Consider the following 18765-nt stretch of genomic DNA (forward strand, 5'->3'; position numbering starts at 1 on the left):
GACTCGAACCTAGGTGTTGTCGGCGTCGCTCAGGTCGGCCTTCACCACGACGTAGTCGCCGGTGCGGTCGCCGGAGGCGTCGTACCGGATCCCCAGCAGCACCAGCGTGCCCGGTGCCTTGCCGACGACGGCAGGGTCGGTGGTGATGCCGGCGGCGGCGTGGGAGCCGACCGAGCGGACCGTGTAGGTCAGCGTGCCGTTGTCCGTGCGCAACGCGACCTTGGCGCCGGGCCGGAGGTCGGGCAGGGCCCCGAACGCGCCGCCGGGGCGTACTTCGCCGATCACGAACACGGTGTCGCTGCCGGGGCTGCCCGGCTGGCCGCGCGATCCCCAGCGGGACACCTCGCTCGCCGACCGGGCGCTGAAGGCGCCGCCGGCGGGCTCGACGGAGTCGTCGAAGCCGGTGTCGAGGGCCGACCCGGAGGTGAGCCGGCGCGGGACGTCCTCGGAGATCCGGGTGAGGTCCGCGGCGGGGCCGACGGTCGGTGTCGGGGTCGGTGTCGGGGTCGGGGGCGGCGTGGTGGTCGGGGTCGTTCCGGCGCTGGGGGAGACCGCCGGGATGGGGGACTCGGTCGGGCTGCCGCTGGTGCCCGGGGTCGACGGCGAGGACGGTGAGTCGCCGAACACCCGGTGCGCGGTGAACCAGGCCGCCGGGACCAGTGCGAGGACGACGGCCGCGACGATCGCCCAGCGGGGCACCGCGTGCTCGCGGGCAGCCTTCCGGCGCGCAGGCGTGTCCGAACGGGTGACGGCTCGGGTGTCCGCTCTGCGCTTGCCTGGCAACGGGGGAGTCCTGATCGGTCGCTGTCGGTCGCTCGGGAGGTCCGGGGAGGGTGGTCGGAGTCTAGGGCGTGTCTGACAGATCCGTCGCCTACCGCGCGCCGCCATGCGCGGCACCTGGCTGCGTTCTCGTCACTCGACGTGCCGCTGGCACGCCTTCGCTCCTCGGCCTTGCCAGGCACCACGCCTGACGACGCTCGCTTCGGCGAGATCTGTCAGACACGCCCTGGTCTCGGGAGTGGCGCGTGTGCCGGGAGAATCGCGTCGCGAGAACATGCATAAGTATGTATAGTCATGCATATGAGTCCGATCAGTGTGGCAGTGGCCGGGGCGAGCGGGTACGCCGGCGGAGAGGTCCTGCGCCTCCTGCTGGGTCACCCGGACGTCCGGATCGGCACGCTCACCGCCGGCTCGAACGCCGGCGAGACCCTGGGCGCCCTGCAGCCGCACCTGGTGCCGCTGGCCGACCGGGTCCTCGCCGAGACGACCCCCGAGTCGCTGGCCGGCCACGACGTCGTCTTCCTCGCGCTGCCGCACGGCCAGTCCGGTGCGTACGCCGAGGCGCTCGGTGGCGACACCGTCGTCATCGACTGCGGTGCCGACTTCCGGCTCACCGACCCGGCCGCGTGGGAGAAGTTCTACGGCTCCGGGCACGCCGGCTCCTGGCCCTACGGCCTGCCCGAGCTGCCCGGCCAGCGGGCGCTCCTCCAGGGCGCCCGGCGGATCGCCGTCCCCGGCTGCTACCCGACCGTCTCGACGCTCGCACTCGCGCCCGCGGTCGCGGCCGGCCTGGTCGACCCGGCCGACGTCGTCGTGGTCGCCGCCTCGGGCACCAGCGGGGCCGGCAAGGCCGCCAAGCCGCACCTGCTCGGCAGCGAGGTCATGGGCAGCACGTCCGCCTACGGCGTCGGCGGCGTCCACCGGCACACCCCCGAGATCGTGCAGAACCTGGGCGGGCTCACCGACGAGCAGGTCCGGGTCAGCTTCACGCCGCTGCTGGTGCCGATGCCGCGGGGCATCCTCGCGACCTGCTCGGCGCCCGTGCGGCCCGGCGTGACCGCCGACGACCTGCGGGCGGCGTACGCGAAGGCGTACGCCGACGAGCCGTTCGTCCACCTGCTGCCCGAGGGTCGGTGGCCGACCACCAAGGCGGTCTTCGGCTCCAACAGCGTTCACCTGCAGGTCGCGGTGGACCCGGACGCGGGGGGAGCCGCGGGGCGGGCCGTCGTGATCGGCGCGGTCGACAATCTCGCGAAGGGCACCGGCGGTGCTGCGGTGCAGTGCATGAACCTGGCGCTGGGGCTGCCCGAAGCCACCGGCCTGACGACGGTGGGAGTCGCACCATGACCGAAGAAGTGAACGAGAACCCGAGCACGTTCACCCTGCACCAGTACCCGGAGAAGCTGGTGGTCGCGAACCTGCCCGCCGGCGCGGAGATCCCCGCCTGGGCGGAGTCGTCCTCGCTCTTCGCGATCATCGCCACCGCCCACGAGACCACGGTCATCTGCGCCGGCCGCTCGGTGCCCGGCAAGGTCCGCAAGGAGGGCCCGTTCACGGCGTTCGCCGTCAAGGGCCCGCTCGACTTCGCGCTCACCGGCGTGCTGCACACGCTGCTCGGCCCGCTGGCCGAGGCGGAGATCAGCGTCTTCACGGTGTCCACCTACCCGACGGACTGGGTCCTGGTGCCGGTGGAGAAGGCCGAGGCCGCGGCCGAGGAGTGGCGACGACAGGGGCACACCGTCGCCCCCGCCCCCGTCGCCTGACCCTCCGAGCCCACCCACGCGCACCGAGAAGAGCACTTCCATGACTGTCACGCACCCAGCCGGTTTCGTCGCCGCCGGCGTCGCCGCCGGGCTCAAGTCCACCGGCGCGAAGGACCTGGCCCTCGTCGTCAACCAGGGCCCGCTGTTCGACTCCGCCTCCGTCTTCACCAGCAACCGCTGCAAGGCCAACCCGGTGCTGTGGAGCCAGGAGGTCGTCAAGGACGGCACCGTCCGCGCCGTCGTCCTCAACTCCGGCGGGGCCAACTGCTACACCGGCGCCGACGGTTTCCAGACCACGCACGCGGTCGCCGAGCAGGTGGGCGCCGGCCTCGGCGTCGGCGCCATCGATGTCGTCGTCTGCTCGACCGGCCTGATCGGTCTGGCCAACCCGCGGCAGAACCTGCTCGACGGCGTCGACGCCTGCGTCGCCGGGCTCTCCGCCGACGGCGGTGCGGACGCGGCCGCGGCCATCATGACCACCGACTCGGTCTCCAAGCAGACCGTGGTCGAGGGAGCCGGTTGGAGCATCGGCGGGATGGCGAAGGGCGCCGGCATGCTGGCTCCCCAGCTCGCCACCATGCTGGTGGTGATCACCACCGACGCCGTCGTCCCGGCGGCCGAGCTCGACACCGCGCTCCGCGCCGCCACCCGGGTCAGCTTCGACCGGCTCGACTCCGACGGCTGCATGTCCACCAACGACACCGTCACGGTGATGGCCAGCGGCGCCAGCGGGATCACCCCGACCGCCGAGGACTTCACGCACGCGCTCACCCAGGTCTGCACCGACCTGGCGATGCAGCTGCTCAAGGACGCCGAGGGCGCGGACCACGAGATCGCGATCTCGGTGCTCAACGCGGCCAGCGAGGACGACGCGGTCGAGGTCGGCCGCAGCGTCGCCCGGAGCAACCTGTTCAAGGCGGCCGTCTTCGGCAAGGACCCGAACTGGGGCCGGGTGCTCGCGAGCATCGGCACCACCTCAGCCGCCTTCGACCCGGCCGACCTCGACGTCGCGATGAACGGCGTCTGGGTGTGCCGGGCCTCGACCCCGGCGGAGGACCCGGCGGGGGTGGACCTGTCCGCGCGGGAGGTCACGGTCACGATCGACCTCAAGGCCGGCACCGAGCGGGCCACCGTGTGGACCAACGACCTGACCCACGCCTACGTCCACGAGAACAGCGCGTACAGCTCATGAGCACCCCGAACGGGAGCACGGACTCCGAGGAGATGCCGATGAGGCCCGCGGTCGAACCCGCCAAGGCGGCCACCCTGGCGGCGGCGCTGCCGTGGCTGAAGCAGTACCACGGCAAGGTCGTGGTGGTGAAGTACGGCGGCAACGCGATGGTCGACGAGGACCTGAAGCGGGCCTTCGCCGAGGACGTCGTCTTCCTGCGGATGGCCGGTTTCAAGCCGGTCGTCGTGCACGGCGGCGGCCCGCAGATCTCCACGATGCTGGACCGGCTCGGGATCGCGAGCGAGTTCAAGGGCGGCCTCCGGGTCACCACCGACGAGGCGATGGACGTCGTCCGGATGGTGCTCGTCGGCCAGGTGCAGCGCGAGCTCGTCGGCCTGATCAACCAGCACGGCCCGCTCGCGGTCGGTCTCTCCGGCGAGGACGGCGGGCTGTTCACCGCCGAGCGCACCAGCCTGGTGATCGACGGCGAGGAGGTGGACCTCGGCCTCGTCGGCGAGGTCGCCGCGGTCCGCCCCGAGGCGGTCCAGGACGTGATCGACGCCGGCCGGATCCCGGTCATCTCCTCGGTCGCGCCGGATCCCGACGGCGCCGTGCACAACGTGAACGCCGACACCGCCGCCGCGGCCCTGGCGGTCGCGCTCGGTGCCGAGAAGCTGCTCGTGCTCACCGACGTGGAGGGCCTCTACCGCGACTACGGCAACAGCGACGACGTGATCGGCGAGATCAGCCCGGAGGCGCTCGCCGAGCTGATGCCGACGCTGGCCAGCGGGATGGTGCCGAAGATGGCCGCCTGCCTGGCCGCGCTCAACGGCGGCGTGCCGCGCGCGACCGTGGTCGACGGCCGGGAGCCGCACGCGGTGCTGCTGGAGATCTTCACCGACGAGGGCGTCGGCACCCAGGTGCTGCCCGGCGTCGCCACCAAGGTCCGGAAGGCGAAGGGGTCGGCATGAGTACCTGGACGGAGCGCTATTCCAGTGCCCTGATGAACACCTTCGGCCCACCGAAGCTCGCGCTGGTCCGCGGCGCCGGCGCGCACGTGTGGGACGAGGACGGCAAGGAGTACGTCGACCTCCTCGGCGGCATCGCCGTCAACGCCCTCGGCCACGGCCACCCGGCGCTGGTCGCCGCGGTCACCGAGCAGCTGAGCACGCTCGGGCACGTCTCGAACTTCTTCACCTCGCCGCCGCAGGTCGCGCTCGCCGAGAAGCTGCTCGAGCTGGTGGGCTCCGAGGGCCGGGTCTTCTTCACCAACTCCGGCACCGAGGCCAACGAGGCCGCCCTCAAGATCACCCGGCGCACCGGCCGCACCCACCTGGTCGCGGCGCTGGACGGCTTCCACGGCCGGACCATGGGGTCGCTCGCGCTGACCTCGAAGGCGGCGTACCGGGAGCCGTTCGAGCCGCTGCCGGGCACCGTCACGTTCGTCCCGTACGGCGACGAGGCGGCCCTGGCCGCCGCGGTCACCGACGAGACCGCCGCGGTGATCCTCGAGCCGCTGCAGGGCGAGGCCGGCGTGCTGGTCCCGCCGGCCGGCTACCTCGCGGCCGCCCGCCGGATCACCCGCGAGCACGGCGCGCTGCTGTGGCTCGACGAGATCCAGACCGGGATGGGCCGGACCGGGCGCTGGTTCGCCGCGGCCGGCGACGTCGAGCCGGACCTGGTCACGGTGGCCAAGGGCCTGGCCGGCGGCTTCCCGATCGGCGCCTGCATCGCGCTCGGCGAGGCGGCCTTCCTGCTGGAGCCCGGCAACCACGGCACCACCTTCGGCGGCAACCCGGTCGCCTGCGCGGCCGCGCTCGCGGTGATCGGCGTGATCGAGCACGAGGGTCTGCTGGAGCGGGCAGCAGTGCTCGGGCAGAAGCTCCGCGACGGTCTCGCCGCCGACCCGAGGGTCGCCGGGGTCCGCGGGGAGGGCCTGCTGATCGGGCTCACCCTGACCGCCCCGGTCAGCGCGGACCTCGCGGTGGCCGCGCTCGACGCCGGCTACATCGTCAACAACCCGACGCCCGACCGGGTCCGGCTCGCGCCCCCGCTGGTCCTCACCGACGCCGACGCCGAGGCCTTCCTGGCCGCCTGGCCGGGCCTGCTCGACACCGCCTACGAAGGAGCCGACCAGTGACGCGACACTTCCTGCGCGACGACGACCTGAGCCCCGCCGAGCTCGACCAGGTCCTCGACCTCGCCGCCGCCCTCAAGGCCGACCCGTACGGGCCCAAGCCGCTGGCCGGTCCGCGCACGGTCGCGATCATCTTCGACAAGCCGACCCTGCGGACCCAGGCGTCCTTCGCGGCCGGGGTCGCCGAGCTCGGCGGCAACCCGATGATCGTCGACGGCAACCTGGCGCAGATCGGGACCCGTGAGTCGATCGCGGACGTCGCCCGGGTGCTCGGGCGGCAGGCCGGCGTGATCGTGTGGCGGACCCACGACCAGAGCCGGATCGAGGAGATGGCGGCGTACGCCGGGGTGCCGGTCGTGAACGCGCTGACCGACCAGTTCCACCCCTGCCAGACGGTCGCCGACCTGCTCACGATCCGCGAGCACCGGGGCGCGACCGCCGGGCTCACGATGACCTTCCTGGGCGACGCCGCCTGCAACATGGGCCACTCCTACCTGCTCGCGGGCGCCGCTGCCGGGATGCACGTGCGGGTCAGCTGCCCGGTCGGCTTCGAGCCGGACGCCGGGATCCTGGCGCGGGCGCAGGAGATCGCCGCGACCACCGGCGGATCGGCCGCGGTCGTCACCGACCCGAAGCAGGCCTGCGAGGGCGCCGACGTCCTGGTCACCGACACCTGGGTGTCGATGGGCAAGGAGACCGAGGCCGCGGCCCGGGCGGAGGTCTTCGCACCCTGGCAGCTCAACGCCGACCTGCTCGCCCTCGGGGCGGACGGGGCCATCGTGATGCACTGCCTGCCGGCGTACCGCGGCAAGGAGATCACCGCCGAGGTGCTCGACGGCCCGCGCAGCGTGATCTGGGACCAGGCCGAGAACCGCCGGCACGCCCAGAAGGCCGTGATCACCTGGCTGCTGGAGCAGACCGAGGGTCCGGGACGGCGATGACCACCCAGGGGCACATCCCGCTGACCAAGAGCGCGCGCCAGCAGCAGATCATCGAGCTGCTCGCGACCGCCGAGGTGCGGTCGCAGACCGAGCTGGCCGACCTGCTCGCGGAGGCCGGGGTGCACGTCACCCAGGCCACGCTGTCGCGGGACCTGGTCGAGCTGGACGCGGTCAAGGTGCGGGCCGCCTCGGGGGCGCTGGTCTACGCGGTCCCGGGTGAGGGCGGCGACCGGACCCCGGTCGTCGGCCGCGAGTCCGCCGCCTCCGAGGCCCGGCTGGCCCGGCTCTGCGCCGAGCTCCTGGTCGCCGCGGACGCGTCCGCCAACCTGGTGGTGCTGCGGACCCCGCCGGGCGCGGCGAACTTCCTCGCCTCGGCCCTCGACAAGGCCGAGCTGGGCCCGGTGCTGGGCACGATCGCCGGTGATGACACCGTGCTCGTCATCTCCCGCGACCCCGCCGGCGGCGAGGAGCTCGCCCAGCGCCTGCTCGCGCTGGCCAACAAGAACCACCACGTCGAATGAACCCGGTCGTCGAGCCTGTCGAGACGGCGCAACCGAAGAGGAACAGATGAATCACGAAGGCAAGACCGGGGACGGCAAGCTCTGGGGTGGCCGGTTCGCCGGTGGCCCCAGCCCGGAGCTGGAGGCGCTGTCGCGCAGCACGCACTTCGACTGGCGGCTGACCCCCTACGACCTCGCCGGCTCCCGGGCGCACGCCCGCGCGCTGCACGCCGCCGGCCTGCTCACCGACGCCGACCACGCCACCCTGCAGGGCGGCCTGGACGCGCTGGGGGAGCGGTTCGCCGCCGGCGAGCTGCGCCCGGACCCGACCGACGAGGACGTCCACGGCGCGCTGGAGCGACTGCTCGTCGCCGAGATCGGCGCCGAGGTCGGCGGCAAGCTGCGCGCCGGCCGGAGCCGGAACGACCAGATCGCGACCCTCTTCAAGGTCTTCCTGCGCGACCACGCCCGGATCGTCGTCGACCAGGTGCTGACCCTGGTCGAGGCGCTGGCCGACCAGGCCGAGACGCACCTCGGCGCGATCATGCCCGGCCGCACCCACCTCCAGCACGCCCAACCGGTGCTGCTCTCGCACCACCTGATGGCGCACGCCTGGCCGCTGCTGCGCGACGTCGCCCGGTTCCGCGACTGGGACGCCCGGGTGGCCGCCGACTCGCCGTACGGGTCCGGCGCGCTGGCCGGCTCCAGCCTCGGCCTCGACCCGGAGCAGGTGGCCGCCGACCTCGGCTTCACCGGGTCGACCGCGAACTCGATCGACGGCACCGCGGCCCGCGACTTCGTGGCCGAGTTCGCCTTCGTCGCCGCGATGACCGGCGTCGACGTCAGCCGGATCGCCGAGGAGGTCATCCTCTGGGCGACCAAGGAGTTCGGCTTCGTAGCGCTCGACGACGGCTACTCGACCGGCTCGAGCATCATGCCGCAGAAGAAGAACCCGGACATCTCCGAGCTCGCCCGCGGCAAGGCCGGCCGCCTGATCGGCGACCTCGCCGGCCTGCTGGCCACCCTGAAGGCGCTCCCGCTGGCCTACAACCGGGACCTGCAGGAGGACAAGGAGCCGGTCTTCGACGCGGTCGACACCCTGGAGGTGCTGCTGCCCGCGTTCGCCGGCCAGATCGCGACCCTGCGCTTCGACACCGCCCGGATGGCCGAGCTCGCGCCGCAGGGGTTCTCGCTCGCCACCGACATCGCCGAGTGGCTGGTCCGCGAGGGCGTCCCGTTCCGGGTCGCCCACGAGGTCGCCGGCGTCTGCGTACGCCGCTGCGAGGAGCTCGGCATCGAGCTGCACGAGCTGACCGATGCACAGTTCGCCGAGATCGACCCGAACCTGACCCCGGCCGTGCGCGAGGTGCTCACCGTCGAGGGCTCGGTCGCCTCCCGCGACGGACGCGGCGGCACGGCCCCGGTCCGGGTGAGCGAGCAGCTCGCCCAGCTCCGCGAGCGGATCGCGGTCGAGCGCGCCTGGCTCGGCTGATCACGTCCGGGCCGCCGGGACCTCACCGCACGCCGAGCGTGTAGCGCATCTGCCAGACCAGGCGGCCCGGTCCGCCGGGAGTGGTGGCGGCCAGGATCGCCGCGGCCCGCTCGACGACCCCGGGCTTGTCCTCGTCGGGGATGTTCGCCCACATCGCGCGCTGGCCGGTCGCCATCGAGAACCGGTGCCAGGTCTCTCCGTCGGGGAACTCCAGGACGGCGGGCTCGACCACGGTCCTGACCTCGCGCAGCCCGGCCCCGGCGAACAGCTCCTCCATGCCGGCGTCGGAGGCGAACGGGCCCGTCATCCCGGAGGTGCGGGCGTCCCGGAGCTCGGGTGGCTGGAACGGCACCAGCAGCTCGTCGATCGCCCGGGTGGCGTCGTCGAGCGGGCCGAAGGTGGTCAGCCCGATCCGTCCGCCCGGGCGCAGCAGGCCGGCCCAGTGCGCGAGCGCCGCCGCGGGATCGGCCAGGAAGAAGAGCACCAGCGAGGACGCGACCACGTCGTACGTCGCGTCCCCGAGTCCGGACAGGTCGGCGGCGTCGGACACGTCCACGCGGGCCTGCTCCAGGCCGAGGTCGACGACGAGCCCGCGGGTGGCGGCGACCATCGCGGAGGAGGCATCGACCGCCCGCACCGACCCGCGTGGGCCGACGGCGTGCGCGAGCGGCACCGTCGCGGCGCCGCGTCCGCAGCCGATGTCGAGGGCGGCTTCGCCCGGGCGCGGCTCCAGCAACGAGACGAGCCGCTCGGCGACCGGGCGGAAGAAGGCCACCCCGGTCTGGTCGTAGGTCTCGGCGATGCTGTCGAAGACCTTGGCGACGGTGGGACCCGGGGACTCGCCGGACTCGCTGTTGGACATGCGTCGAGCGTGGCCCGGGCCACCCGGTGACGCAAGGGGTCAGCCGACCTCGGCGAGGTAGGCGGCCGCGACCGACTTCGGGACGCACATCGTCCAGGCGTCGACGATCAGCTCGCGCAGCTCCTCGACGTCGAGGGCGTGCAGGTGGGCCGCGACCCACTGGTAGCGCATGTCGGAGGGCCGCGGCAGCAGGAACTTCCCGGGCTCGCTCGCGACCAGCGCCGCCCGCTCCTCGCGCGGGAAGCCGAACCCGAGGGTGCGCTCGTCGGGGGAGACGGCGGCGAAGACGATCCTGCCGACCCGGAACTTGCGGGTGTCGCGCACCCACGCCTCGTAGGCGCGCGGGAGCGAGAGTGCGATCTGGCGGACGTCCTCGGCGGTGACCGGCATACGCCGATCCTGCCGTCGACCACCGACAATTCTGGGGGACCGGTCTCGCGGCCCGGTGCGTCGGTCGCCGTGACGCCGGCTTGTTGATAAGATCGAACCCCGTGGAGAGGACGGCGTCGCCGGTCCCGATCCGCACCATGTTGCGACACACCACGGGAGCCCTTCTTGGTATCGAGCCAGCCGACCAAGCACGTATTCGTCACCGGCGGGGTCGCCTCGTCGCTCGGCAAGGGGCTCACCGCCTCCAGCCTCGGTCGGCTGCTGAAGTCGCGCGGTCTCCGCGTGACGATGCAGAAGCTGGACCCCTACCTCAACGTCGATCCGGGGACGATGAACCCGTTCCAGCACGGCGAGGTCTTCGTCACCGACGACGGCGCCGAGACCGACCTGGACATCGGGCACTACGAGCGGTTCCTCGACACCGAGCTGAACCAGATCGCCAACGTCACCACCGGGCAGGTCTACTCGCAGGTGATCGCCAAGGAGCGCCGCGGCGACTACCTCGGCGACACCGTCCAGGTGATCCCGCACATCACCAACGAGATCAAGGACCGGATCCGCGCGATGGGCGGTGACGGGGTCGACGTGGTGATCACCGAGATCGGCGGCACCGTCGGCGACATCGAGTCGTTGCCGTTCCTCGAGGCCGCGCGCCAGGTCCGTCACGACATCGGCCGGGACAACTGCTTCTTCGTGCACGTCTCCCTGGTCCCGTGGATCGGGCCGTCCAAGGAGCTCAAGACCAAGCCGACCCAGCACTCGGTGGCCGCGCTCCGCTCGATCGGCATCCAGCCCGACGCGATCGTCTGCCGCGCCGACCGCGAGCTGCCCGAGGGCATCAAGAAGAAGATCTCGCTGATGTGCGACGTCGACCAGGACGCCGTGGTGACCGCCGCCGACGCCCCGTCGATCTACGACATCCCGAAGGTGCTGCACCGCGAGGGCCTGGACGCGTACGTCGTCCGCCGGCTCGACCTGCCGTTCCGCGACGTCGACTGGACCGTCTGGGACGACCTGCTGGACCGGGTCCACCACCCCGACGAGGAGGTCCGGGTCGCGCTCGTCGGCAAGTACGTCGACCTGCCGGACGCCTACCTGTCCGTGGTCGAGGCGCTCCGCGCCGGCGGGTTCGCCCACAAGGCCAAGGTGAACATCGACTGGATCGCCTCCGACCTCTGCGAGACCCCCGAGGGCGCGGCCAAGCACCTCTCCGAGGTCGACGCGATCTGCGTCCCCGGCGGCTTCGGCATCCGCGGCCTGGAGGGCAAGCTCGGCGCGCTCACCTACGCCCGCACCCACGGCATCCCGACGCTGGGCCTCTGCCTCGGCCTGCAGTGCATGGTGATCGAGTACGCCCGCAACGTGGCCGGCCTGGAGAAGGCCGCCTCCACCGAGTTCGACCCGGAGTGCCCGGAGCCGGTGATCGCGACGATGGCCGAGCAGCACGCCTTCGTCGAGGGCGCCGGTGACCTGGGCGGCACGATGCGCCTGGGTCTCTACGAGGCGCACCTCAAGGAGGGGTCGGTCGCGCGGGCGGCGTACGGGAACGAGGCGGTCGTCTCCGAGCGCCACCGGCACCGCTACGAGGTCAACAACTCCTACCGCGAGCAGCTGGAGCAGGCCGGCCTGGTCTTCTCGGGCCTGTCGCCGGACGGCGACCTCGTCGAGTACGCCGAGCTGCCCGCGGACGTGCACCCGTACTACGTGGCCACCCAGGCGCACCCGGAGCTGCGGTCGCGCCCGACCCGGCCGCACCCGCTCTTCGCGGGCCTGGTCGGCGCCGCGATCGTCCGCCAGCGCGAGCTGCGGATCCCGATCGACGAGACCGGTCTGCGGGTCCACACCGACGCCGACGAGGCGTGACCGTGGCCGAGGAGCTTGCGGACGTCCCGCAGAGCTGGCCGGTGGTCGGTTCCCGGGTGGTCCACGACTCCGGCTGGGTGGTCCGGTTCCGCGAGGACACGATCACCGTGCCGGGGGAGCCCGACCACGAGTTCACCCGCCTGGTGGTCGACGACCCGGGCGCCGTGGTCGTGCTCGCGGTCGACGACCAGGACCGGGTCGTCGTGCTGCGTCAGTACCGGCACCCGGTGCAGCGCCGGATGATCCAGCTGCCCGCCGGCAAGCTCGACGAGCCTGGCGAGGACCCGCTGGAGGCGGCGCAGCGCGAGCTCCGCGAGGAGACCGGCCTGGCCGCGGACCGGTGGACGCACCTGCTCACCACCTACGCCTCGCCGGGGATCACCTCGGAGACGCACGCCCTCTACCTGGCCCGCGAGCTCCGCGAGGTCGAGCGCGACTTCGAGCCGCACCACGAGGAGGCGGACATGACCATGGAGCGGGTCGCGTACGCCGACCTGCTCGGCGCGGTCCTGGACGGTCGGGTCGCCGACGCGCCGCTGGCGAGCGCGCTGCTGGCCTGCGAGGTGCTCCGGCACCGGGGCGCTCTGTGACCGGTTCTGTGACCCCGGTCACCCGGGAATAGACTCCGGGGGACCGGCACAACGACGTGCCCGGCATCGTTCAGGGAGGACCGCTGTGAGGGTCGGCGTACCGAAGGAAGTCAAGAACCACGAGTACCGGGTGGCGATCACCCCGGTCGGCGTCCACGAGCTGGTCGCGCACGGCCACGAGGTCGTCGTGCAGACCGGGGCCGGGCTCGGCTCCTCGATCGCGGACGACGAGTACGCCGCCGCGGGCGCCAAGCTGCTGGAGTCGCCCGACGACGTGTGGGGCAACGCGGACCTGGTGCTCAAGGTGAAGGAGCCCGTGGCCGAGGAGTACCACCGGATGCGGGAGGGCCTGGCGCTCTTCACCTACCTCCACCTGGCCGCCGACCGGCCGCTGACCGAGGAGCTGGTCAGCCGCAAGGTCACCGGCATCGCCTACGAGACCGTGCAGCTGCCGTCCGGCGGGCTGCCGCTGCTGTACCCGATGTCGGAGGTGGCCGGCTGCCTGGCGCCGCAGGTCGGGGCCTACTCGCTGCTCAAGGCCCAGGGCGGGCGCGGTGTGCTCATGGGCGGTGTCGGCGGCGTCGCGAACGCCAAGGTCGTCATCATCGGCGCCGGCGTCTCCGGCCAGAACGCGGCCAACATCGCGCTCGGCATGGGCGCCGACGTGACCCTGCTCGACACCGACCTGGACAAGCTCCGGATGTCGTTCTGGCGGTACAACAACCGGGTGCACGGCCTGGCGTCCTCCAAGCTCGCGATCGAGCAGCAGGTGATGGAGGCCGACATGGTGATCGGCGCGGTGCTGATCCCGGGTGCGGCCGCCCCCAAGCTGGTCAGCAACGAGCTGGTCTCCCGGATGAAGCCCGGCTCGGTGCTCGTCGACATCGCCGTCGACCAGGGCGGCTGCTTCGAGGACACCCACGCGACCACGCACGCCGACCCGACGTACCAGGTGCACAACTCGACGTTCTACTGCGTGGCGAACATGCCCGGCGCGGTGCCGAACACCTCGACGTACGCGCTGACCAACGCGACGATGCCGTTCGCGGTCGCGCTGGCCGACAAGGGCTGGCAGCAGGCGTGCCGCGACGACGCGGCGCTCGCGCTCGGCCTGAACACGCACGGCGGTGAGCTCACCAACGGGCCCGTCGCGGAGGCGCACGGGATGACGTTCGTGCCCGTGGGCGACGCCCTCGACGGGGGAGCCTCGTTCTGACGGAGACGACCACGCCACCGACGCCACCGGCGCAGCCCGCGGGGCCCAACGCGCTGGTCCGGGCCGTCCGGACCTACCTCGACCACCTCGGGGTCGAGCGCGGTCTGGCCGCGAACACGCTGACGTCGTACAAGCGCGACCTCAGGCGGTACCTGGAGTACCTGGACGGCGCGGGCGTGACCGCGCTCGACCAGGTCAGCGAGCAGACCGTCCAGGGCTTCCTGATGGCGCTGCGCGAGGGCGACCGGGACCATCCGCCGCTGAGCGCGAGCTCGGCGGGACGCACGGTGGTCGCGGTCCGCGGGTTCCACAAGTTCGCCGTCCGCGACGGGTTGGCGACGCTGGACCCGTCGGCCTCGGTCCGGCCGCCGTCGCCGGCCAAGCGGCTTCCGAAGGCGCTCTCGCTGGGCGACGTGGAGGCGATCCTGGAGGCCGCCGGTGCCCCGGGAACCGTGCTGGCGCTGCGGGACCGGGCCCTGCTGGAGCTGCTCTACGGCACCGGGGCGCGGATCTCCGAGGCGGTCGGCCTCGACGTCGACGACCTCGACCTCGGCAGTGCCGAGTCCGGCGGCACCGTGCTGTTGCGAGGCAAGGGCGGCAAGGAGCGGATCGTCCCGGTCGGGCGGTTCGCCCGGGAGGCTGTCGAGGCCTACCTGACCCGGGCCCGTCCCGGCCTGGTCTCGGCGTCGTCGAAGGCGGCGACCGAGCGCGCCGGCGCGATGTTCCTCAACGCCCGCGGCGGCCGGCTGTCGCGGCAGAGCGCGTGGACGGTGATCGTCCGCTCGGCCGAGCGTGCCGGTGTCACCGCCGAGGTGTCGCCGCACACGATGCGGCACTCGTTCGCGACCCACCTGCTGGAGGGCGGCGCCGATGTCCGGGTCGTCCAGGAGCTGCTCGGGCACGCGTCGGTGACGACCACGCAGGTGTACACCCTGGTCACCGTCGACAGCCTGCGCGAGGTGTACGCCGCGGCCCATCCGCGGGCGCTGTCCTGAGCCGCGGCCAGCGCCGCTGAACCCACAGGTTTATGCACAGGGAGCGCCTGAGCTGTGCATCTGAGCGGGGCTGGATGCACACGGTTTCCCCAGATTTCACCGGCTGTCTGCGAAGGTGCCGACCCGCCTTGTGGCTCGTCTGCCGCCGGGCCTAGGCTCGCGCCACTGTGCGACTTGGCGTCAAGTCGACAAATACAGTCGACAGACCCGGCTTCGGTGCCGGCGGGAAAGGGGTTCGGACCATGAGCGGTGCCGACGGATTCACCGGGCAGGGGACCAGTCCCTCCGAGATCCCGCCCCGGATGCCCGGTTCCGCCACCGAACGCGACGCGACCGTCCTCCGCCCCGCCTTCCAGGATCAGCGCCCCGGCGGGGTCACACTGGAGGAGCAGGCCGCCCCGACCCCCCAGGCTCCGTCCCCTCAGGAGGGCACCGTGACCACGACCGAGATCATCCCCGGGACCGGACCCGCTGCCGACGCCAAGCTCGGCGCGACGGGCCGGCCGCTGCCGGTCTTCCCCGAGCCGCAGCCGCTGACCGAGCACGGCAACGCGCGGATCATCTCGATGTGCAACCAGAAGGGCGGCGTCGGCAAGACGACGACCACCATCAACCTGGGCGCCGCGCTGGCCGAGTACGGCCGCAAGGTGCTGCTCGTCGACTTCGACCCGCAGGGCTCGCTCTCGGTCGGCCTCGGCCTGAACCCGCACCAGATGGACCTCACCGTCTACAACCTGCTGATGCAGCGCGACGTCGAGCTCGACGAGGTCGTCGTGCCCACCGGCGTCCCGGGCATGGACCTGCTGCCGTCGAACATCGACCTCTCGGCGGCCGAGGTCCAGCTGGTGCACGAGGTGGCCCGGGAGCAGACCCTGCAGCGGGTGCTCGCGCCGGCGATCGCCCAGTACGACATCATCCTGATCGACTGCCAGCCGTCGCTCGGCCTGCTCACCGTGAACGCGCTCACCGCCTCCGACGGCGTCATCGTGCCGCTGGAGTGCGAGTACTTCGCGCTGCGCGGCGTCGCGCTGCTCAAGACCACGATCGACAAGGTCCGGGAGCGGCTCAACCCGAAGCTGGAGATCGAGGGCGTCCTCGGCACCATGTACGACGGCCGCACGCTGCACGGCCGCGAGGTCATGGAGCGGCTCGTCGAGGCGTGGGGCGACACCGTCTTCCACACGGTGATCCGCCGGACCGTGAAGTTCTCCGACTCGACCGTGGCCGGTGAGCCGATCACCAGCTACGCGTCGTCCTCGACGGGCGCGGACGCCTACCGCCAGCTCGCCAAGGAGGTGCTGGGGCGTTGGCGCGACGCGTGAGCCTGCCGGCCGCCGACGACCTGTTCCGCCCGACGGCCGAGAACGGCACCGATCCCGCTGCGACGGCGCCCGCGGTCAGCGCGGTGCCCGAGCCGGCCGTGAAGGCCGCCCCGAAGGCCGACCAGAAGACCGCTCCGCAGGCCGTCGAGAAGGCGCCGTCCCAGCGCCGGTCCAGCGGTCGGGTCCGGCACGACGAGAAGATGACGGTCTACGTGACCGCCGACGAGCTCCTCGACATCGAGCACGCCCGCCTGGCGCTGCGCCGCGACCACGGCCTGGCCGTGGACCGCGGTCGGCTGGTGCGGGAGGCGCTGGCGATCGCGCTGGCCGAGCTCGAGCACGCCGGTGACGAGAGCGAGCTCGTCCGGCGGCTGATCGGATGACCCGGGGGGAAGGGCTGTGAGCACCGCCGTGACCGACGACCTCGGCACCGGCGAGGCGGGCGAGGGCGTCGGCGACCACGCCTTCGCGGTCCGGCTGGACAACTTCGAGGGCCCCTTCGACCTGCTGCTGTCCCTGATCGGCAAGCACAAGATGGACGTCACCGAGGTGGCGCTGTCGAAGGTCACCGACGAGTTCATCGCGCACATCAAGGCCGCCGGAGAGGTCTGGGACCTGGAGCAGACGACGTCCTTCCTGCTGATCGCCTCGACCCTGCTCGACCTGAAGGCCGCGCGGCTGCTGCCGTCCGGCGACGTCGAGGACGAGGACGACCTGGCGCTGCTGGAGGCTCGCGACCTGCTCTTCGCCCGGCTGCTGCAGTACCGGGCGTTCAAGCAGGTGGCGACGGTGCTCGAGAACCGGATCGAGGGCGAGTCCCGGCGGTTCCCGCGGGCGGTCGGCCTGGACGAGCGGTTCGCCACCCTGCTGCCCGAGGTGCTGATCGGCCTCGGCCTGGAGGAGTTCGCCGGGCTCGCCGCGAAGGCGCTGGAGCCGAAGGCGGTCCCGGTGCTCTCGCTGGCGCACATCCACGCCCCCGCGGTGAGCGTCCGCGAGCAGGCCCACGTGGTCGTCGAGCGGCTCCGCGTCGACGGGCAGATGACGTTCCGCAAGCTCGCCGGCGACGCGCCGGACACGATGACCCGGGTCGCCCGGTTCCTGGCCCTGCTGGAGCTGTTCCGCGAGGGCGTGGTCGCGTTCGACCAGGTCACCCCGCTGGGCGAGCTCACCATCCGGTGGACCGGGGACGAGGACGCCGAGATCGAGATCAACGACGAGTTCGACGGCACCCCGCTGCCGATCGACCAGCAGGCAGGGAGTGACGAGGGATGACCGAGACGGTGGCCCCACGAGAAGCGACAGAAGAAGCACCGGAAGAAGCGCAGGACCAGGTCGAGGGCGAGACGCTCGCGATCCCGCAGGCGGAGCTGCGGCCGGCCCTGGAGGCCGTCCTCATGGTCGCCGACCAGCCGCTCGACGAGGTCGCGCTCGCGACCGTCGCCGGCTACCCGGTGGCCGAGGTGCTCGGGGCGCTGCAGGGACTGGCCGCCGAGTACGACGAGGCCGGTCGCGGCTTCGAGCTGCGCAACGTCGCCGGCGGCTGGCGCTTCTACACCCGCGAGGAGTACGCGTCGGTGGTCGAGAAGTTCGTCCTGGACGGGCAGCAGGCCCGGCTCACCCAGGCCGCGCTGGAGACCCTGGCGGTCGTCGCCTACAAGCAGCCGGTCAGCCGCAGCCGCGTCTCGGCGATCCGCGGCGTCAACGTCGACGGCGTGATGCGCACGCTGCTGACCCGCGGGCTGGTCGAGGAGGCCGGCACCGACCAGGAGACCGGCGCCACGCTCTACCGGACCACGTCCTACTTCCTGGAGCGGATCGGCGTCACCTCGCTGGAGGACCTGCCCGAGCTGGCTCCGTTCGTGCCGGACATGGAGGACCTGGAGGAGGAGCTCATCGCCACCGGCAGCGCTCCCGACCTGGGCGGCGAGCCCGAGCCTGTCGTGGCTTCTGAGCCCGAGGACGACGAGCCCGCTGCCGATGCCTGAGCTCGAACCCGACGAGGAGGGTCTCGTCCGGCTGCAGAAGCTGCTCGCGGCCTCCGGCGTGGCCAGCCGGCGCAAGTGCGAGGAGCTCATGCTCGCCGGCGAGGTCGAGGTCGACGGCGAGGTCGTCACCCGGCTCGGCACCAAGGTCGACCCGCGGACCGCGGTCATCCACGTCTCCGGCAAGCGGCTGCCCCCGGTCAGCGCGCACGTCTACCTGGTCCTGAACAAGCCCCGCGGCGTCGTCTCGACGATGTCGGACCCCGAGGGCCGGCCGACGTTGAGCGACTTCGTGGCCGACCGGCCCGAGCGGCTCTTCCACGTCGGCCGCCTCGACACCGACACCGAGGGCCTGATCATGCTGACGAACGACGGCGACTTCGCGCAGCGGCTCGCGCACCCGTCGTACGAGATGGAGAAGACCTACGTCGCCGAGGTCAGCGGCCGGGTCGACAAGAACACCGTCAAGACACTCCTGGACGGGGTCACCCTGGAGGACGGGCCGGTCGAGGTGCGCCGCGCCCGGGTGATCTCCTCGACCGACAAGCGCGGCATCGTCGAGCTGGTCATCCACGAGGGCCGCAACCGGATCGTGCGGCGGCTGCTCGACCAGATCGGGCACCCGGTGCAGCGGCTCACCCGGACCGCGGTCGGCCCGGTCCGGGTCGGGAACCTCAAGCGGGGTCAGATCCGCGAGCTGACCCCCGACGAGGTCGGGACGCTCCTGGACGTCGCCGACCTATAGGCTCGAAGCGACCCCG

The 18765-nt window shown here is 72.5% G+C and carries 20 protein-coding genes; 17 read left to right on the top strand and 3 right to left on the bottom strand.

Going from position 1 to position 18765, the window contains the following annotated elements; translation table 11 throughout:
- Positions 1-9 precede the first annotated feature (9 nt).
- Positions 10-699: a hypothetical protein gene (locus AB4Y76_RS13595; protein WP_441926109.1), complete on the bottom strand. Its 690-nt coding sequence runs from the start codon at positions 697-699 to the stop codon at positions 10-12.
- Positions 700-1074: 375 nt separating this feature from the next.
- On the opposite strand from AB4Y76_RS13595, the gene argC reads away from it, so the two are divergent.
- The 8 genes from argC to argH are packed head-to-tail and all read left to right on the top strand — an operon-like array spanning position 1075 to position 8784.
- Positions 1075-2127, top strand: coding sequence for an N-acetyl-gamma-glutamyl-phosphate reductase (gene argC, locus AB4Y76_RS13600; RefSeq protein ID WP_441926111.1), 1053 nt, complete (start codon positions 1075-1077; stop codon positions 2125-2127).
- A complete protein-coding gene (locus AB4Y76_RS13605; protein ID WP_441926113.1) occupies positions 2124-2543 on the top strand; it encodes an ACT domain-containing protein in 420 nt (139 codons plus the stop codon). The genes argC and AB4Y76_RS13605 overlap by 4 nt, the downstream gene beginning before the upstream one ends.
- Before the next feature lie 40 nt (positions 2544-2583).
- A complete protein-coding gene (gene argJ / locus AB4Y76_RS13610; protein WP_441926115.1) occupies positions 2584-3735 on the top strand; it encodes a bifunctional glutamate N-acetyltransferase/amino-acid acetyltransferase ArgJ in 1152 nt (383 codons plus the stop codon).
- Positions 3736-3773: 38 nt separating this feature from the next.
- Positions 3774-4685: an acetylglutamate kinase gene (gene argB, locus AB4Y76_RS13615; protein ID WP_441926117.1), complete on the top strand. Its 912-nt coding sequence runs from the start codon at positions 3774-3776 to the stop codon at positions 4683-4685.
- The gene (locus AB4Y76_RS13620; RefSeq protein WP_441926119.1) at positions 4682-5854 is read left to right on the top strand and encodes an acetylornithine transaminase; all 1173 of its coding nucleotides are present in this window, start codon (positions 4682-4684) and stop codon (positions 5852-5854) included. The genes argB and AB4Y76_RS13620 overlap by 4 nt, the downstream gene beginning before the upstream one ends.
- Positions 5851-6792, top strand: a complete 942-nt coding sequence (gene argF, locus AB4Y76_RS13625) for an ornithine carbamoyltransferase (RefSeq protein ID WP_441926121.1) — start codon at positions 5851-5853, stop codon at positions 6790-6792. The genes AB4Y76_RS13620 and argF overlap by 4 nt, the downstream gene beginning before the upstream one ends.
- Entirely contained in the window at positions 6789-7313 is a 525-nt protein-coding gene (locus tag AB4Y76_RS13630) for an arginine repressor (RefSeq protein WP_441926123.1), read from the top strand. Before argF ends, AB4Y76_RS13630 begins: the two co-directional genes overlap by 4 nt.
- Positions 7314-7359: 46 nt before the next feature.
- Positions 7360-8784, top strand: a complete 1425-nt coding sequence (argH, locus tag AB4Y76_RS13635) for an argininosuccinate lyase (RefSeq protein WP_441926125.1) — start codon at positions 7360-7362, stop codon at positions 8782-8784.
- Positions 8785-8806: 22 nt separating this feature from the next.
- Here the strand turns inward: argH and AB4Y76_RS13640 are convergent, their stop codons facing one another.
- Positions 8807-9646: a class I SAM-dependent methyltransferase gene (locus AB4Y76_RS13640; RefSeq protein WP_441926127.1), complete on the bottom strand. Its 840-nt coding sequence runs from the start codon at positions 9644-9646 to the stop codon at positions 8807-8809.
- Between the two features lie 39 nt (positions 9647-9685).
- Positions 9686-10036 (bottom strand): MmcQ/YjbR family DNA-binding protein, encoded by a 351-nt coding sequence (locus tag AB4Y76_RS13645; RefSeq protein WP_441926129.1) that lies wholly within the window; start codon positions 10034-10036, stop codon positions 9686-9688.
- 165 nt (positions 10037-10201) lie between these two features.
- Between AB4Y76_RS13645 and AB4Y76_RS13650 the strand changes: the two genes are divergently transcribed.
- The 9 genes from AB4Y76_RS13650 to AB4Y76_RS13690 all read left to right on the top strand — a co-directional run bounded on the left by AB4Y76_RS13650 (position 10202) and on the right by AB4Y76_RS13690 (position 18749).
- Positions 10202-11899, top strand: coding sequence for a CTP synthase (locus tag AB4Y76_RS13650; RefSeq protein WP_441926131.1), 1698 nt, complete (start codon positions 10202-10204; stop codon positions 11897-11899).
- 2 nt (positions 11900-11901) lie between these two features.
- Positions 11902-12489 carry an NUDIX domain-containing protein gene (locus tag AB4Y76_RS13655; RefSeq protein ID WP_441926133.1) on the top strand — a complete coding sequence of 196 codons (588 nt, stop codon included), beginning with the start codon at positions 11902-11904 and terminating at the stop codon, positions 12487-12489.
- An 85-nt stretch (positions 12490-12574) separates the two neighbouring features.
- A complete protein-coding gene (gene ald / locus AB4Y76_RS13660) occupies positions 12575-13705 on the top strand; it encodes an alanine dehydrogenase (protein WP_441926135.1) in 1131 nt (376 codons plus the stop codon).
- Positions 13706-13758: 53 nt separating this feature from the next.
- Positions 13759-14700 carry a site-specific tyrosine recombinase XerD gene (locus AB4Y76_RS13665; protein ID WP_441926234.1) on the top strand — a complete coding sequence of 314 codons (942 nt, stop codon included), beginning with the start codon at positions 13759-13761 and terminating at the stop codon, positions 14698-14700.
- Between the two features lie 434 nt (positions 14701-15134).
- Positions 15135-16022, top strand: coding sequence for a ParA family protein (locus tag AB4Y76_RS13670; RefSeq protein WP_441926137.1), 888 nt, complete (start codon positions 15135-15137; stop codon positions 16020-16022).
- Complete coding sequence (locus AB4Y76_RS13675) at positions 16019-16405, top strand: hypothetical protein (RefSeq protein WP_441926139.1); 387 nt, start codon at positions 16019-16021, stop codon at positions 16403-16405. The genes AB4Y76_RS13670 and AB4Y76_RS13675 overlap by 4 nt, the downstream gene beginning before the upstream one ends.
- Before the next feature lie 28 nt (positions 16406-16433).
- Positions 16434-17294 carry a segregation and condensation protein A gene (locus AB4Y76_RS13680; protein WP_441926236.1) on the top strand — a complete coding sequence of 287 codons (861 nt, stop codon included), beginning with the start codon at positions 16434-16436 and terminating at the stop codon, positions 17292-17294.
- Entirely contained in the window at positions 17291-18007 is a 717-nt protein-coding gene (scpB, locus tag AB4Y76_RS13685) for an SMC-Scp complex subunit ScpB (RefSeq protein WP_441926141.1), read from the top strand. Before AB4Y76_RS13680 ends, scpB begins: the two co-directional genes overlap by 4 nt.
- Positions 18000-18749 (top strand): pseudouridine synthase, encoded by a 750-nt coding sequence (locus AB4Y76_RS13690; RefSeq protein ID WP_441926143.1) that lies wholly within the window; start codon positions 18000-18002, stop codon positions 18747-18749. Before scpB ends, AB4Y76_RS13690 begins: the two co-directional genes overlap by 8 nt.
- Positions 18750-18765: the final 16 nt, after the last annotated feature.

Origin of the sequence: Marmoricola sp. RAF53 (assembly GCF_052114005.1) — a bacterium.
Classification (GTDB): domain Bacteria; phylum Actinomycetota; class Actinomycetes; order Propionibacteriales; family Nocardioidaceae; genus Marmoricola.

Excerpts from the sequence above, each read along its gene's own strand:
- AB4Y76_RS13645 (WP_441926129.1), bottom strand. The coding sequence starts at position 10,036 with ATGCCGGTCACCGCCGAGGACGTCCGCCAGATCGCACTCTCGCTCCCG.
- AB4Y76_RS13620 (WP_441926119.1), top strand. The coding sequence starts at position 4,682 with ATGAGTACCTGGACGGAGCGCTATTCCAGTGCCCTGATGAACACCTTC.
- AB4Y76_RS13690 (WP_441926143.1), top strand. The coding sequence starts at position 18,000 with ATGCCTGAGCTCGAACCCGACGAGGAGGGTCTCGTCCGGCTGCAGAAG.
- argJ (WP_441926115.1), top strand. The coding sequence starts at position 2,584 with ATGACTGTCACGCACCCAGCCGGTTTCGTCGCCGCCGGCGTCGCCGCC.
- AB4Y76_RS13640 (WP_441926127.1), bottom strand. The coding sequence starts at position 9,646 with ATGTCCAACAGCGAGTCCGGCGAGTCCCCGGGTCCCACCGTCGCCAAG.
- AB4Y76_RS13605 (WP_441926113.1), top strand. The coding sequence starts at position 2,124 with ATGACCGAAGAAGTGAACGAGAACCCGAGCACGTTCACCCTGCACCAG.
- argC (WP_441926111.1), top strand. The coding sequence starts at position 1,075 with ATGCATATGAGTCCGATCAGTGTGGCAGTGGCCGGGGCGAGCGGGTAC.
- argH (WP_441926125.1), top strand. The coding sequence starts at position 7,360 with ATGAATCACGAAGGCAAGACCGGGGACGGCAAGCTCTGGGGTGGCCGG.
- scpB (WP_441926141.1), top strand. The coding sequence starts at position 17,291 with ATGACCGAGACGGTGGCCCCACGAGAAGCGACAGAAGAAGCACCGGAA.
- argB (WP_441926117.1), top strand. The coding sequence starts at position 3,774 with ATGAGGCCCGCGGTCGAACCCGCCAAGGCGGCCACCCTGGCGGCGGCG.
- AB4Y76_RS13630 (WP_441926123.1), top strand. The coding sequence starts at position 6,789 with ATGACCACCCAGGGGCACATCCCGCTGACCAAGAGCGCGCGCCAGCAG.